The sequence below is a fragment of the Streptomyces cyaneochromogenes genome (genome assembly GCF_003963535.1).
GTDB classification, from domain to species: Bacteria; Actinomycetota; Actinomycetes; order Streptomycetales; family Streptomycetaceae; genus Streptomyces; species Streptomyces shaanxiensis.
In genome coordinates this window covers 5,788,961-5,803,854 of the sequence record NZ_CP034539.1, presented here as the reverse complement: position 1 = coordinate 5,803,854, position 14,894 = coordinate 5,788,961, and the positions used below count along the sequence as shown (strand labels likewise).

Below are 14,894 nucleotides of genomic sequence, written 5' to 3'. Positions count from 1 at the left end.
TGCTTCACCGGGGCCGGCACTGAAGGCAGCCGCATTCGGCCGTACCCTCAGACACCCAACAGCGTGCCCGGCCAGGCTCCGTCCGGAGATCATGCGTTCCACGCTCTTGCGAGCAGTACTAGCAGCCTCCGACCCGAAAACCCGGCCGAATAATCAACGTTCCACCCATGAGCAACCAGCATCAGACATTCGCTGATGTACTGGCCTCTGACCTCGCCCCGAAGAGCTCGGTAAGAAGTGCTCCTTAGAAAGGAGGTGATCCAGCCGCACCTTCCGGTACGGCTACCTTGTTACGACTTCGTCCCAATCGCCAGTCCCACCTTCGACAGCTCCCTCCCACAAGGGGTTGGGCCACCGGCTTCGGGTGTTACCGACTTTCGTGACGTGACGGGCGGTGTGTACAAGGCCCGGGAACGTATTCACCGCAGCAATGCTGATCTGCGATTACTAGCAACTCCGACTTCATGGGGTCGAGTTGCAGACCCCAATCCGAACTGAGACCGGCTTTTTGAGATTCGCTCCACCTCACGGTTTCGCAGCTCATTGTACCGGCCATTGTAGCACGTGTGCAGCCCAAGACATAAGGGGCATGATGACTTGACGTCGTCCCCACCTTCCTCCGAGTTGACCCCGGCGGTCTCCTGTGAGTCCCCATCACCCCGAAGGGCATGCTGGCAACACAGGACAAGGGTTGCGCTCGTTGCGGGACTTAACCCAACATCTCACGACACGAGCTGACGACAGCCATGCACCACCTGTACACCGACCACAAGGGGGCGACCATCTCTGGCCGTTTCCGGTGTATGTCAAGCCTTGGTAAGGTTCTTCGCGTTGCGTCGAATTAAGCCACATGCTCCGCTGCTTGTGCGGGCCCCCGTCAATTCCTTTGAGTTTTAGCCTTGCGGCCGTACTCCCCAGGCGGGGAACTTAATGCGTTAGCTGCGGCACCGACGACGTGGAATGTCGCCAACACCTAGTTCCCACCGTTTACGGCGTGGACTACCAGGGTATCTAATCCTGTTCGCTCCCCACGCTTTCGCTCCTCAGCGTCAGTAATGGCCCAGAGATCCGCCTTCGCCACCGGTGTTCCTCCTGATATCTGCGCATTTCACCGCTACACCAGGAATTCCGATCTCCCCTACCACACTCTAGCTAGCCCGTATCGAATGCAGACCCGGGGTTAAGCCCCGGGCTTTCACACCCGACGTGACAAGCCGCCTACGAGCTCTTTACGCCCAATAATTCCGGACAACGCTTGCGCCCTACGTATTACCGCGGCTGCTGGCACGTAGTTAGCCGGCGCTTCTTCTGCAGGTACCGTCACTTTCGCTTCTTCCCTGCTGAAAGAGGTTTACAACCCGAAGGCCGTCATCCCTCACGCGGCGTCGCTGCATCAGGCTTTCGCCCATTGTGCAATATTCCCCACTGCTGCCTCCCGTAGGAGTCTGGGCCGTGTCTCAGTCCCAGTGTGGCCGGTCGCCCTCTCAGGCCGGCTACCCGTCGTCGCCTTGGTGAGCCATTACCTCACCAACAAGCTGATAGGCCGCGGGCTCATCCTTCACCGCCGGAGCTTTCAACCCTCACAGATGCCTGCGAGAGTGGTATCCGGTATTAGACCCCGTTTCCAGGGCTTGTCCCAGAGTGAAGGGCAGATTGCCCACGTGTTACTCACCCGTTCGCCACTAATCCCCACCGAAGTGGTTCATCGTTCGACTTGCATGTGTTAAGCACGCCGCCAGCGTTCGTCCTGAGCCAGGATCAAACTCTCCGTGAATGTTTTCCCGTAATCGGGACGACACATCACGAGAGCGGAACAGTCGAGCGGAATAGGCCCGACCGTTCACAGCGTCCTCGCTGTGTTTTTTCAAAGGAACCTCGTCCCAGCCGTGATGGCCGGAGACGGGGTATCAACATATCTGGCGTTGATTTTTGGCACGCTGTTGAGTTCTCAAGGAACGGACGCTTCCTTTGTACTCACCCTCTCGGGCTTTCCTCCGGGCGCTTCCCTTCGGTCTTGCGTTTCCGACTCTATCAGATCTTTTCTCGATCCGATTTCCTCGGTGCTTTCCAGGTTTCCGCTCTCGCGTTTCCCTTTCCGGCGGTTCCGACTTTATCAGATCCTTCTCGGCCTGACCCCCAGTCAGCGGGGCTTGTCTTCGCGGCTGTTCGGCCGTTCCGACGAGTGAGACTTTAGCGGATTCCTCGCTCCCGAGCTAATCGGGGCTGCGCTCTGTCGAGCGCGGATTCCTCATTCCGTAAATACGCATGCCAATGAAACGACGGCAGACAGATCGACTGTCGTCGAGTGTTGGTTGGTACTTGCGGAGTGGCTGTCCGGGGACCGACCGGAGTCGGCGCTCACGTCGGACAACTCGGAGAACACTACGGATCGGCCCGGGGCGTGTCAACTTCACGCCGGACGGCGCTCTCGGGCGTAGTCTGAGGGACATGACAACGCGTACGTGCACCCAGCTGTGGTGGGCCGCCTGAAGGCGGCCGTAGTCACGTATGCACTCAACGGCCGCCGCCTCGGCGGCCGTTCTCGTATCTCCCTCCAGAGCTCCTGAGGGTCGGCCGGCCGGGACGGCGGCCTCGACCAGGAGGTGGAGGAAGAGATGACGCGGGTCTTCAGTGGGGTCAAGCCGACGGGGCATCTGACGCTGGGGAACTACCTGGGGGCCATGCGGCGGTGGGCTGCCGTCGACCAGCACCGGGCCGACGCGCTGTTCTGCATCGTCGATCTGCATGCCCTGACGGTGGACCACGATCCTGCGCGGGTACGCAGGCTCAGTCGGCAGGCGGCGACGTTGCTGCTGGCGGCCGGGCTGGATCCGGAGCTGTGCACCGTGTTCGTACAGAGTCATGTGGACGAGCACGCGCGGCTGTCGTATGTGCTGGAGTGCGTGGCCACGGACGGCGAGATGCGGCGGATGATCCAGTACAAGGAGAAGGCGGCGCGCGAGCGGGAGCGGGGCGGGAGTGTGCGGCTGTCCTTGCTGACGTATCCCGTGCTGATGGCGGCGGACATCCTGGCCTACGGGGCCGAGGAGGTGCCGGTCGGGGACGATCAGACACAGCATGTGGAGCTGACGCGGGACCTCGCCGTGCGGTTCAACCAGCGGTACGGGCATACGTTCGTGGTGCCTCGGGCCACGCATCCGCAGGTCGCGGCTCGGGTGATGAATCTGCAGGACCCGATGTCGAAGATGGGCAAGAGCGATGACGCCGGGCCGGGGATCGTCTATCTGCTCGATGAGCCGGATGTGGTGCGCAGGAAGGTCATGCGGGCCGTGACCGACAGCGGGCAGGAGGTCGTGTACGACCGGGACGCGCGGCCTGGGGTGGCGAATCTGCTGGAGATTCTGGCGGCGTGCACGGGTGGGAACCCAACGGAGCTGAGCGGTGTATATGAGTCGTACGGCTCTTTGAAGTCGGCCACCGCGGAAGCCGTGGTCGAGGTTCTCAGGCCTGTGCAGGAGAAGCACAGGGAGCTGTGCGCGGATCCTGGCTATGTGGAGGGGGTGCTGCGCGATGGTGCGGAGCGGGCTCGGGCGATGGCGCGGCCGACCGTGGATGCCGCGTATCGGGCGATCGGGTTGCTGCCGGCGGCTGCGGCCGCGGATATCGGGGTGACCGTGTAGGGGCTGCGCTTGGGCCGCCCCTGGGCAGGGGCGGCCTGGCGTCACTGGTTGTTGCCGGAGGCCAGTTCGCGGCTGCGGTCGCGGGCGGCTTCGAGGGCGGCAATGAGGGCGGCTCGTACGCCGTGGTTCTCGAGTTCGCGGATGGCGTTGATGGTGGTGCCGGCGGGGGACGTGACGTTCTCGCGGAGCTTGACGGGGTGTTCGCCGCTGTCGCGGAGCATCGTCGCGGCGCCGATCGCGGACTGGACGATGAGGTCGTGGGCCTTGTCGCGGGGCAGGCCGAGGAGGATGCCGGCGTCGGTCATGGCTTCGACCAGGTAGAAGAAGTACGCCGGGCCGGAGCCGGAGAGGGCCGTGCAGGCGTCCTGCTGGGACTCGGGGACCCGGAGTGTCTTGCCTACGGAGCCGAAGATCTCCTCGGTGTGGGCGAGGTCGGCTTCGCTGGCGTGGCTGCCGGCCGAGATGACGGACATGGCCTCGTCCACGAGAGCGGGGGTGTTCGTCATGACACGGACCACCGGGGTTCCGGCGGCGAGTCGGGCCTCGAAGAAGGAGGCGGGGATGCCTGCGGCTCCGCTGATGATCAGGCGGTCGGCGGGGACGTGCGGGGCGAGTTCGTCGAGGAGGGTGCCCATGTCCTGTGGCTTGACCGTGAGGATCAGGGTGTCGGCGGTCTTGGCGGCTTCCGCGTTGGTGACCGGCGTGACTCCGTAGCGGGTGCGGAGTTCTTCGGCTCGTTCCGCGCGGCGGGCTGTCACCAGGAGGTCGGCCGGGGCCCAGCCGCCGCGGATCATTCCGCTGAGCAGGGCTTCGCCGATCTTGCCGGTGCCGAGGACTGCGACTTTCTGGGTCATGGCTGGGGTGCCCTCCGGGGGTTGCGTCGTCCGGGTTCATCCTCGCACCGGGGGCGGCTTTCGAGGTGGCGTGTCCGGTGGGCGGGACGGGTGGGACGGACGGGCCGCCGGGGTTGGTCGTGCCGGGGCGGTCACGCCGTCCGGCGCCGGAGCGTCGCCGCGCCCAGGCCCAGGACCAGCAGGGCACAGCCGGCCACGATCAGGGCGTCGCGGACGAAGTTGGCGGTCATGTCGGTGTGTTTGAGGACCTCGTTCATGCCGTCGACCGCGTAGGACATGGGGAGGACGTTGGAGATGGCTTCGAGGGCCGGGTGCATGTTGTCGCGGGGAGTGAAGAGGCCGCAGAGGAGGAGCTGGGGGAAGATCACGGCCGGCATGAACTGGACGGCCTGGAATTCGGAGGCCGCGAAGGCCGAGACGAAGAGACCGAGCGCGGTGCCGAGCAGTGCGTCGAGCAGGGCCACGAGGAGGAGCAGCCAGGGGCTGCCGGTGACGTCCAGGCCCAGGAACCAGAGGGCGAGTCCGGTCGCCAGGGCGGACTGGATGATCGCGAGGGTGCCGAAGGCGAGGGCATAGCCGGCGATCAGGTCGCCCTTGCCGAGGGGCATGGCGAGGAGGCGTTCGAGGGTGCCCGAGGTGCGCTCGCGCAGGGTGGCGATGGAGGTGACCAGGAACATCGTGATCAGCGGGAAGATCCCGAGGAGGGAGGCGCCGATGCTGTCGAAGGTGTGCGGGCTGCCGTCGAAGACGTAGCGCAGCAGGAACAGCATCACGCAGGGGACGAGGAGCATCAGCGCGATGCTGCGCGGGTCGTGGTGGAGCTGGCGCAGGACCCGGGCGGCGGTGGCGGTTGTGCGGGCCAGGTTCAGGGGGCCGGTGGGGGCGGGACGGGGTGCAGGGGACGTGCTCGTTGTCGTGGTCATCGGGTGGTCTCCTTCGTGCGGGCGGCCGCGACCGCCTCGTCGACCAGGTGCAGGAAGGCCGCCTCGACCGTCTCGGAGTTCGTACGGGTGCGCAGGGCGTCCGGGGTGTCGTCGGCGAGGATGCGGCCCTCGCGCATGAGGAGGAGGCGGTGGCAGCGCTCGGCCTCGTCCATGACGTGGGAGGAGATGAGGAGGGTGGCGCCGCGGGAGGCGGCGATGTCGTGGAAGAGGTTCCAGAGGTCGCGGCGCAGGACCGGGTCCAGGCCGACCGTCGGTTCGTCCAGGACCAGGAGTTCGGGGGTGCCGAGGAGGGCGACGGCGAGGGAGACGCGGCTGCGCTGACCGCCGGAGAGGTTGCCGGCCAAGGCGTCGGCGTGGCTGGTGAGGTCGACGTCCGCGATGGCGCGGGTGACGTTCTCGTGGCGGCGGTCGGCGGCTGCGTGGCCCGGGTCGAGGATCGCGGCGAAGTAGGCGAGGTTCTGGCTGATCGTCAGGTCGTCATAGACGGAGGGAGCTTGGGTGACGTAGCCGATGCGAGTGCGCAGGGCGGGGTGGCCGGCGGGGTGGCCGAGGACGTCCAGGGTGCCGGTGACCTTGGCCTGGGTTCCGACGATCGCCCGCATGAGGGTCGTCTTGCCGCAGCCGGACGGGCCGAGCAGCCCGGTGATCTGGCCGCGCGGGACGGTGAAGTCGAGGTCGCGGAGTACTTGGCGGGTGCCGCGTATGACGTTCAGGGCGTCGGCTCGGATGGCGGGGTTGCGGGGGGTGTCGGGGGGATCAGATCGGGCGGGCGAATAATTCATCATGCGATGAATATCCTCCGGTGGGGCTGCGCCGTCAAGCGCCGAGGTGGGGTGGGGTGCTGAGGGGTGCGCGATGGGCAGTGGGTGGTGGGGCGGTGGGGCCGCCGGGTCCCCGGGGACGTGAATGCCCCCCCTCCACGGTCCCTGTGCCCTGAGCCCTGAGTGGCGAGTCCTGAGGACTTTCAGGTCCGGTGCGTGATTCGCCCGCGCTCCCCGGCTCGGTGTTGGGCTGGTGTCCGAGGCGGCAGGGGGAGCGCGGGCGCGAGGAGGGATTGGGGGAAGGGGGTCAGGGGGTGATGGCGACGAGGAGGTCGACGTCGTAGGTCTCTTCGATGATTCCGTCCGGGAATTCCTTGAGGAGGTTCTGCTTCTCCTCGGCGAGGAAGGCTGTGCTCGCCTCTGTGCCGTGGACGAGGAAGATCGAGTGGCTGCCGAGGTTCGCCAGGTGGGTGTCGATGGGGACGCGGCGGCTCCAGCGGACCTTGCGGCGGGTGAAGGCGAGGCGGCCGGTGGGGTCGTTCTGGACTGCTCGGTCTCCGCTGGCTCCCTGCTCGACGACGGGGTGAAGGCCGAAGCGGCGTTCGATGCGGCGCGCCTGGGTCATGTGCCAGGGGATGTCGAGGGGGGTGCTGTTCCACCACAGGGCCAGTGCGGCGCCCGGCCGCAGTACGCGGAGGGCCTCCGGGGCCGAGTGGGCGGGGTCGGTCCAGTGCCAGGCCTGGGCGTAGGTGAGGAAGTCGGTGGAGGCGGTGGCGAGGGGGAGGGCGTTGCCGTTGCCGCGGACGATCGGGATGTCGGGGTGGCTGCGGCGGAACTGGGCCGCCATGCCGTCGCCGGGTTCCACGGCCAGGACGTCGGCGCCGCGCTGTCGAAGGAGGGCCGTGGCTATGCCTGTGCCGGCGCCGACGTCGACGACGCGTGCGCCGGTGAGGGAGCGGCCTGCGAGGTCCTCGATCGCGTCGAAGAGGGCGGGTGGGTAGGCGGGGCGGTTCGCGGCGTACTGGGCTGCGGCGGCGTTGAAGGAGCGGGCGCGGTCGGTGTGTGAGGGGGCCGTCATATGGCCATGGTGGCCGTGGTTGGTGCGATGTGCCTTGAGGCCGCGGAGGGATGGGGTGGGGTGGCGGAGGGCGGGGCGGACTGGTCGGTGGGCAGGCGCCCGGGGGGTGGGGTGGTCGGGGTATCGAGCTTTGCGGAGAGGTGCGGTCGGCGGCGGAGGGCGGGCCAAGGCTGGCCGGTGGGCAGGCGCCCGGGCTACGGGCTCGGGGTACCGAGATCACAGAGAGGGGAAGCCGGGCAGCGGACAACACGCCCGGACTGAGCCACAGGCACCCGCCCGGGCTACAGGCTCGAGGTACCGAGACCGCAGAGAGCCGAAGCCGGGGCAGCGGACGACACGCCCGGACTGAGCCACAGGCACCCGCCCGGGCTACAGGCTCGGGGTTGGGGGATCCGGCAGACCGTGCTCAGTTGGCACGGACGTTGCGGCGCCGGTGGCCCGCAGGGGAGGCAGGTGCAGGCGAGGTGGCGGGCCGGCTCTGAGGGGACTGGAGCGCGGCAACGCCCCGCGCGGGCCTGGTGCGGCAGAGCCTGCTGGGGCGGGCGGAATGAGGGGGGAGGCGTTGGGGTGGTGGCCGGTCGTGGTCAGCGGCGGCGGCGCTTCTTGCCCGGGTTGCCTGTGCGGCGGGTGGTGCGGGTGTCGTGTTGCTTGCGGGCCTTCTCGTATTCCTCGCGGTGGAGCTTCTCGCCGGGGGCCTCGATGAGAGAGCGGAAGAAGTAGGCGAGGAGGGAGCCGACGAAGCCGATCATGAGGAGGCTGCGGAGATTGGCGTGGCGGTCGGGGTCGGGGCGTTTGGTGAAGCCGTCCCAGGTGTGGCGGAAGGCGAGGGCGCTGCACACCGCGAACATCACCACCACCAGGACGGTGACGAAGCCCCCGACTGCGGCGATCTGGATCCCCTGGTAGGCGAAGCGCAGGACCAGGCAGGAGACGGCCGCGGTGGCGAGGGAGCCGATGGCCACGGCGATGCGGCGGGCGGTGTAGCCGTTGTCGTGGTCGACCCAGGTCGTGCCGAAGAAGCGGAGGGGCTCGGGGCGGGGGCCCGTGGAGCCCGCGGGGGTTGCCGGGGTGCCGTTCTTCTCGCTCACGAGTCGATTATGGCTCCGGTGTGGCCGCGGGCTCCGGACGGGTTCCGGCGAAATGGAAACAGTCCGGGCGGGGCAGGATCGGCCGGGATCCGAAAGGAACGGCCGGCTCAGCCGGGATCCGCCAGGCTCAGCCAGGATCCGCCAGGTTCAGCCGGGATCCGCCGGGCTCAGGAGCAGCGCGGTCGGACGTAGCCGTCGCTGCCGGTGTTCACATAGGCGTCCGAGACGTACTCGCCGTCGTCGATGTTGTCCCAGATGTTCGTCGTGCCGTAGGGGCCGGTCACCGTCGTGCCCGGCGTCTGGCAGAAGATCGGGACCCGGGCGCCCTCGGGCAGGATGCGGACGATGGGGTACTGGGTGCCGGGGCCCCGGCGGACGTTCAGGCGGACGCCCGGCGCGACCGGGTAGTAGCGCACCTCCGTGGTCGTGACCTCGGCCGCCGTGGCAGTGGCCACCGGGGCCGCCAGGGTCATGACCGCCTCTTCCTCGTCTCTCCCGACCCCGTTGCCGACGCCGACCCCATCGGGTCTCTCAAGCCCTTCAGCGCGGTCCACAGACATGGAAATACCTCCCCCGTTGATCCCCATGACTCCCATGGGGTCCCGTTGATTCCCCTAAATCACGCCACGCACACATGTGCGTGATGGGAACACGGAGGCTAGCAAGCCGCCTCTGTCTCGTACGAGTCATCGACTAGGCTCCGTGCGTCGCGCGCGCGGACGAACAGCACGGGGGTGGTCCCATGGCGCCACAGCAGAACGCCGGAGCGGGCGCGGAAGCGGAACTTCCCGAGTACGCCGGTCACTACCGCCTGGAGTCACACCTGGGCTCCGGCGGCATGGGCGTCGTCCATCTGGCGCGGAGCACCTCGGGCATGCAGCTCGCGGTGAAGGTCGTGCATGCCGAGTTCGCGCGGGATCCCGAGTTCAGGGGCCGTTTCCGGCAGGAGGTGGGTGCGGCACGCAAGGTGAGCGGGGCGTTCACCGCGCCCGTCGTGGACGCCGATCCGGAGGCCGAACGGCCCTGGATGGCCACGCTGTTCATCCCGGGGCCGACGCTCGCCGACCACGTCAAGCGGAACGGGCCGATGGAGCCCGCGCAGTTGCGGCGGCTGATGGCCGGGCTGGCGGAGGCGCTGCGCGACATCCACCGGGTCGGTGTGGTGCACCGGGACCTCAAACCGAGCAATGTGCTGCTCGCCGACGACGGACCGAAGGTCATCGACTTCGGCATCTCTCGGCCAAAGGACAGCGAACTGCGCACCGAGACCGGGAAGTTGATCGGTACGCCGCCCTTTATGGCACCGGAGCAGTTCCGGCGGCCCCGGGAGGTCGGGCCCGCCGCCGACATCTTCGCGCTCGGGTCGGTGATGGTGCACGCGTCGACGGGACGGGGGCCGTTCGACTCCGACAGCCCGTACGTGGTCGCCTACCAGGTGGTGCACGACGAGCCGGACCTGACCGGCGTACCGGCGAATCTGGCGCCGCTCGTGCTGCGATGCCTGGCCAAGGAGCCCGAGGACCGGCCCACGCCCGACGAGATGATGCGGGAACTGCGGTCGGTGGCGGCGTCGTACGACACGCAGGCGTTCATTCCGGCGCAGCGTGCCAGTGAGAAGCCCCAGCCCCAGCCCGGGATCCAGCAAGGGCAGGAACAGGAGCCGGAATCGACGCCGGGGCCAGGGGTCGGGGAAGAGGCCGAACGGCCGCCCGGAAGGCGTCGGCGTCGGCTGCTGGCCCTCGGGGCCGGGGCCGTCGGTCTCGCCACGGTCCTCACGCTGGTCTCCGTACAGCTTCTCGACGGTGTGAACCCGGAGCCGGCTCCCGAGAGCGTGCGGACCACGTCGGCCGGGTTCGGCGGGTGGGCCGCGGTACCGGCGGCCAAGGGGCGCACGCCCCTGTGTTCCCTCGGCGCGGGGAAGGTGCTGTGCGCCCAGAGCGGCCTCGTCTTCGGGCTCGACCCGCAGGACGGCCGGCTGCTGTGGCTGCATTCCGGCGACACGTCGGACCTGGGCGGACCGCCGGCCGTGGCGGGCGGCCTCGTGCAGCCGCCATCAGAGCCGGGCCGTCGGCTGGAGGCGCTCGATCCCGCTACGGGCAAGGCGCGCTGGCAGCGGACCGCGCCCGCGCACGGCAGCTCCTCGACCGTCGGCGGCATGGTGCTGCTCACCGGCGCCGACGGCACGGTGACCGGCGTGGACGGCGCCTCGGGCGACACGAAGTGGAGCCGCACCGTACCGGGGCAGAGGGCGCCGTACTTCGTCTCGTTCGCCGGGGACCCGCTGGTGTACACGACGAGCGAGTCCCTCGACGGGTCGAGCACGCGGGTCGCCGCGGTGGACCCGGCCACGGGTGACGTGCGTTGGGACGCGCGGCTGGAGGGGGCGTTGGAGCTCGCCGGTGCGTCGGACGGATCGGTCTTCTTCGTCTCCCTCGACGGGACCTACGGCGCCACGAGGTCCGTGGTCCGCTACTCCCCCGCCGACCGGACCACGCGGCGCGTGGCGCTGCCCCGTGAGGTTCAGCAGGCCCACGGCACTGCCCGCGGGAACGTCGTCTACATCGTGGGCGAGGGCGGTTCGCTGGTCGCCGTCGACATGGAGGACGGCAGGCAGCTCTGGAGAACGGAGACGTCCCTGCTTCGCATGTCGTCGCCCGTCACCGACGGCCGGCATGTGTATGTCAGCGCCCCCGACGGCCGGCTGCTCGCCGTGGACGCCGACAGCGGACGGCTGGTGGGCGAGACCCCGGTCCGGCTCGGCACATCCGACCGGGTGGCGGCCGACCTGCCCGAGCCCGTGCTCGCCGACGGCCACGTCTTCGGCAGCGCTCCCGACGGGAGCGTGTTCGCTGTCGACGGCCGTGACCCGTCGGCCTGGTGACGGAGTCTTACCTCCGCTCTCTCCCTCTGGTGACAGAGCTTTACGTCCACTCTCTCCCCCTGGTGACGGAACCGTACGTCCGCCTTCTCCCGCCCCCGTGACAGCCACAGGGGCCGCCTCCCGAAGGAAGACGGCCCCTGCGGCACAGCAACCTCAGCCCAGCTTCGTCACATCCCGCACCGCGCCCTTGTCCGCGCTGGTCGCCATCGCCGCGTACGCGCGCAGTGCCGCCGACACCTTGCGCTCGCGGTTCTTCGGGGCGTACACCCCGTTCAACGCCTGCTCACGGCGGGTGAGTTCCACCTCGTCGACGAGCAACTCGATCGAGCGGTTCGGGATGTCGATGCGGATACGGTCGCCGTCCTCGACGAGGGCGATCGTGCCGCCGGACGCGGCCTCCGGGGAGGCGTGGCCGATCGACAGACCGGACGTGCCGCCCGAGAAGCGGCCGTCGGTGATCAGGGCGCAGGTCTTGCCGAGGCCGCGGCCCTTGAGGAAGGACGTCGGGTAGAGCATCTCCTGCATGCCGGGGCCGCCCTTGGGGCCCTCGTAGCGGATGACGACGACGTCGCCGTCCTTGACCTGCTTGTTGAGGATCTTCTCGACGGCCTCTTCCTGCGACTCGCAGACGACCGCCGGGCCCTCGAAGGTCCAGATCGACTCGTCGACGCCCGCGGTCTTCACGACACAGCCGTCGACGGCCAGGTTGCCCTTGAGGACGGCGAGGCCGCCGTCCTTGGAGTACGCGTGCTCGGCGCTGCGGATGCAGCCGCCCTCGGCATCCTCGTCGAGGGCCTCCCAGCGCTCGGACTGCGAGAAGGCCTCGGCCGACCGGACGCAGCCCGGGGCGGCGTGCCACAGCTCGACGGCCTTGGGCGAGGGGGATCCGCCGCGCACGTCCCAGGTCTTCAGCCAGTCCGCCAGGGACGGGCTGTGGACGGCATGCACGTCCTCGTTGAGCAGGCCGGCCCGGTGCAGCTCGCCCAGCAGGGCCGGGATGCCGCCGGCGCGGTGCACGTCCTCCATGTAGTACGTGCGGTCCTTGGCGACGTTGGGCGCGACCTTCGCCAGGCACGGGACCCGGCGGCTGACCTCGTTGATCTGCTCCAGGCCGAACGGAACGCCCGCCTCCTGGGCGGCGGCCAGCAGGTGCAGGATCGTGTTGGTGGAGCCGCCCATCGCGATGTCGAGGGCCATGGCGTTCTCGAAGGCGGCGAAGGTGGCGACGTTGCGCGGCAGGACCGTGTCGTCGTCCTGCTCGTAGTAGCGGCGGGTGATGTCCATGACCGTGCGGGCCGCGTCCTCGTACAGCGCCTTACGGGCCGTGTGAGTGGCCAGCACCGAGCCGTTGCCCGGCAGGGACAGGCCGATGGCCTCGGTCAGGCAGTTCATCGAGTTGGCGGTGAACATGCCGGAACAGGAGCCGCAGGTCGGACAGGCGTTCTCCTCGATACGGAGGATGTCCTCGTCCGAGATCTTGTCGTTCACGGCGTCGGAGATCGCGTCGACCAGGTCGAGGGTGCGGACCGTGCCGTCGACCAGCGTGGCGCGGCCGGACTCCATGGGGCCACCGGAGACGAAGACCGTGGGGATGTTCAGCCGCAGCGCGGCGTTCAGCATGCCCGGGGTGATCTTGTCGCAGTTGGAGATGCAGATCAGGGCGTCGGCGCAGTGGGCCTCAACCATGTACTCGACCGAGTCCGCGATGAGGTCGCGGGAGGGCAGCGAGTACAGCATGCCGCCGTGTCCCATGGCGATACCGTCGTCGACGGCGATCGTGTTGAACTCGCGCGGGATGCCGCCGGCCTCGCGGATCGCCTCGCTGACGATCCGGCCGACGGGCTGCAGGTGGGTGTGGCCGGGCACGAACTCGGTGAAGGAGTTCGCCACCGCGATGATCGGCTTCCGGCCGATGTCCGCACCGGGTACACCGGAGGCGCGCATAAGGGCGCGGGCGCCCGCCATGTTGCGGCCGTGGGTGACTGTGCGGGACCTCAGCTCGGGCATCGTCGCTCGCTCCTTCAGGGACAGCTGGGACTGCGATCAGAGACTTCTGACTGCTAACGAGCGTACGCCGGTCATCCAGAGGGCGGGACGAGGTGTCCGAAATGCGGGATGCGCGTCTCGCACATCAGCTGTCCGGCGCTCCCCACCCGGTGAGATGTCCCTGCACGACGGGCGCCACGCGCGTGATGATCTGCTCCACGTCCGCCGACGCGATCGGCTCGATCTTGATGACGTAGCGCATCATCGCGACGCCCACGAGCTGCGCGGCCGCCAGCTCGGCGCGCAGTTGCGCGTCCGGGGCGTCTATCTCGTCGGCGATGCGGCGCAGCAGCTGCGCGGAGACGAGGCGGCGGAAGACGGCGGCCGCGGCCTCGTTGTTGACCGCCGAGCGGACGATCGCGAGCAGCGGCTTGCGGGTGACCGGGTTCTCCCAGAGCCCGAAGATGGTGCGGGTCATCCGCTCGCCGGCGTCGTCGAGCGGCCCCTGAAGGACCGCGTCCCGCACCTTCAGCGCCGGCGCGAAGGCGACCTCCACCGCCGCCTCGAAGACCTGCTCCTTGGTGCCGAAGTAGTGGTGCACGAGGGCCGAGTCCACCCCGGCGGCCTTGGCGATGCCGCGCACGGACGTCTTGTCGTAGCCGCGCTCGGAGAACTCCTCGCGGGCCGCGTTCAGGATCCGGTCACGGGTGCCGCCGGAGTCCGTACGAGGGGGCCGGCCCCGGCGTCGGGAGCCCACGCCGCCCTGGCCCGGCGTGGTGTCGGTCACGGACGGGGCACCTTCGCCGCGGAGGCCAGATGCAGCCGCGTGAAGGCGAGGGCCTCGGCGAGGTCGGCCTCGCGCTCGGCGCTGGACATCGCGCGGCGGGTGTTGACCTCGATGACCACGTGGCCGTCGAAGCCGGTGTGCGCGAGACGCTCCAGCACCTCGGCGCAGGGCTGGGTGCCACGGCCGGGGACGAGGTGCTCGTCCTTCGCCGATCCCCGGCCGTCGGCGAGGTGAACATGGCCGAGACGGTCCCCCATCCGGTCGATCATCTGGAGCGCGTCGCTCCGGGCGGTCGCCGTATGACTGAGATCGATCGTGAAGTGCCGGTAGTCGTCCTTCGTCACGTCCCAGTCGGGGGCGTAGGCGAGCATCTCGCGGTCGCGGTAGCGCCAGGGGTACATGTTTTCGACGGCGAACCGTACGTCCGTCTCGTTCGCCATCCGCCAGATACCGGCGACGAAGTCGCGGGCGTACTGGCGCTGCCAGCGGAACGGCGGGTGCACGACGACCGTGGAGGCCCCCAGCTTCTCGGCGGCCGCCTGGGCGCGCTGGAGCTTGGTCCAGGGGTCGGTGGACCACACGCGCTGGGTGATCAGCAGGCAGGGGGCGTGAACGGCGAGGATCGGGATGCGGTGGTAGTCGCTGAGCCTGCGCAGCGCCTCCATGTCCTGGCTGACCGGGTCGGTCCACACCATGACCTCGACGCCGTCGTACCCCAGGCGCGCGGCGATCTCGAAGGCCGTTGCCGTCGACTCCGGGTAGACGGAGGCCGTCGAGAGGGCGACCTTCGCATCCGGGATGCGCACCACTGGTTCTGCCACGAGGGACAGAGTACGGGGCCGTGCTGGAGGCCGGGGAACGGATGGGCGCGGGC

At 68.8% G+C, this 14,894-nt stretch carries 11 protein-coding genes and 1 rRNA gene; 2 read left to right on the top strand and 10 right to left on the bottom strand.

Annotated elements, in window-relative coordinates:
• Nucleotides 1–248: 248 nt before the first annotated feature.
• Nucleotides 249–1,774, bottom strand: a 16S ribosomal RNA gene (locus EJ357_RS26395).
• Nucleotides 1,775–2,615: 841 nt separating this feature from the next.
• Here EJ357_RS26395 and trpS point away from each other — a divergent pair.
• Nucleotides 2,616–3,641, top strand: coding sequence for a tryptophan--tRNA ligase (trpS, locus tag EJ357_RS26385; RefSeq protein WP_126394060.1), 1,026 nt, complete (start codon nucleotides 2,616–2,618; stop codon nucleotides 3,639–3,641).
• Nucleotides 3,642–3,682: 41 nt separating this feature from the next.
• On the opposite strand, the gene proC is transcribed toward trpS, so the two are convergent.
• The 6 genes from proC to EJ357_RS26355 form a co-directional block, all read right to left on the bottom strand.
• The gene (gene proC, locus EJ357_RS26380) at nucleotides 3,683–4,495 is read right to left on the bottom strand and encodes a pyrroline-5-carboxylate reductase (RefSeq protein WP_126394059.1); all 813 of its coding nucleotides are present in this window, start codon (nucleotides 4,493–4,495) and stop codon (nucleotides 3,683–3,685) included.
• A 131-nt stretch (nucleotides 4,496–4,626) separates the two neighbouring features.
• Nucleotides 4,627–5,418: an ABC transporter permease gene (locus EJ357_RS26375; protein ID WP_126394058.1), complete on the bottom strand. Its 792-nt coding sequence runs from the start codon at nucleotides 5,416–5,418 to the stop codon at nucleotides 4,627–4,629.
• A complete protein-coding gene (locus tag EJ357_RS26370; protein ID WP_126394057.1) occupies nucleotides 5,415–6,224 on the bottom strand; it encodes an ABC transporter ATP-binding protein in 810 nt (269 codons plus the stop codon). The genes EJ357_RS26375 and EJ357_RS26370 overlap by 4 nt, the downstream gene beginning before the upstream one ends.
• 283 nt (nucleotides 6,225–6,507) lie before the next feature.
• Nucleotides 6,508–7,278 (bottom strand): class I SAM-dependent methyltransferase, encoded by a 771-nt coding sequence (locus EJ357_RS26365; protein ID WP_126394056.1) that lies wholly within the window; start codon nucleotides 7,276–7,278, stop codon nucleotides 6,508–6,510.
• A gap of 584 nt (nucleotides 7,279–7,862) precedes the next feature.
• Nucleotides 7,863–8,366, bottom strand: coding sequence for an EamA/RhaT family transporter (locus EJ357_RS26360; RefSeq protein WP_126394055.1), 504 nt, complete (start codon nucleotides 8,364–8,366; stop codon nucleotides 7,863–7,865).
• A gap of 167 nt (nucleotides 8,367–8,533) precedes the next feature.
• On the bottom strand, nucleotides 8,534–8,926 hold the full coding sequence (locus EJ357_RS26355) for an SH3 domain-containing protein (RefSeq protein ID WP_175647536.1): 393 nt from the start codon (nucleotides 8,924–8,926) through the stop codon (nucleotides 8,534–8,536).
• Nucleotides 8,927–9,108: 182 nt separating this feature from the next.
• On the opposite strand from EJ357_RS26355, the gene EJ357_RS26350 reads away from it, so the two are divergent.
• The gene (locus EJ357_RS26350; protein ID WP_126394053.1) at nucleotides 9,109–11,247 is read left to right on the top strand and encodes a protein kinase domain-containing protein; all 2,139 of its coding nucleotides are present in this window, start codon (nucleotides 9,109–9,111) and stop codon (nucleotides 11,245–11,247) included.
• A gap of 153 nt (nucleotides 11,248–11,400) precedes the next feature.
• Here the strand turns inward: EJ357_RS26350 and ilvD are convergent, their stop codons facing one another.
• The 3 genes from ilvD to EJ357_RS26335 all read right to left on the bottom strand — a co-directional run bounded on the left by ilvD (nucleotide 11,401) and on the right by EJ357_RS26335 (nucleotide 14,841).
• Nucleotides 11,401–13,254 (bottom strand): dihydroxy-acid dehydratase, encoded by a 1,854-nt coding sequence (gene ilvD, locus EJ357_RS26345; RefSeq protein ID WP_126394052.1) that lies wholly within the window; start codon nucleotides 13,252–13,254, stop codon nucleotides 11,401–11,403.
• A gap of 124 nt (nucleotides 13,255–13,378) precedes the next feature.
• Nucleotides 13,379–14,020 carry a TetR/AcrR family transcriptional regulator gene (locus tag EJ357_RS26340; RefSeq protein WP_126394051.1) on the bottom strand — a complete coding sequence of 214 codons (642 nt, stop codon included), beginning with the start codon at nucleotides 14,018–14,020 and terminating at the stop codon, nucleotides 13,379–13,381.
• Nucleotides 14,017–14,841 (bottom strand): sugar phosphate isomerase/epimerase family protein, encoded by an 825-nt coding sequence (locus EJ357_RS26335; RefSeq protein ID WP_126394050.1) that lies wholly within the window; start codon nucleotides 14,839–14,841, stop codon nucleotides 14,017–14,019. The genes EJ357_RS26340 and EJ357_RS26335 overlap by 4 nt, the downstream gene beginning before the upstream one ends.
• Nucleotides 14,842–14,894 lie beyond the last annotated feature (53 nt).

Bases quoted from the DNA above. Each gene is read 5' to 3' on its own strand.
- ilvD (WP_126394052.1), bottom strand. From the start codon at position 13,254: ATGCCCGAGCTGAGGTCCCGCACAGTCACCCACGGCCGCAACATGGCG.
- EJ357_RS26355 (WP_175647536.1), bottom strand. From the start codon at position 8,926: ATGTCTGTGGACCGCGCTGAAGGGCTTGAGAGACCCGATGGGGTCGGC.
- EJ357_RS26370 (WP_126394057.1), bottom strand. From the start codon at position 6,224: ATGATGAATTATTCGCCCGCCCGATCTGATCCCCCCGACACCCCCCGC.
- proC (WP_126394059.1), bottom strand. From the start codon at position 4,495: ATGACCCAGAAAGTCGCAGTCCTCGGCACCGGCAAGATCGGCGAAGCC.
- EJ357_RS26350 (WP_126394053.1), top strand. From the start codon at position 9,109: ATGGCGCCACAGCAGAACGCCGGAGCGGGCGCGGAAGCGGAACTTCCC.
- trpS (WP_126394060.1), top strand. From the start codon at position 2,616: ATGACGCGGGTCTTCAGTGGGGTCAAGCCGACGGGGCATCTGACGCTG.
- EJ357_RS26375 (WP_126394058.1), bottom strand. From the start codon at position 5,418: ATGACCACGACAACGAGCACGTCCCCTGCACCCCGTCCCGCCCCCACC.
- EJ357_RS26365 (WP_126394056.1), bottom strand. From the start codon at position 7,278: ATGACGGCCCCCTCACACACCGACCGCGCCCGCTCCTTCAACGCCGCC.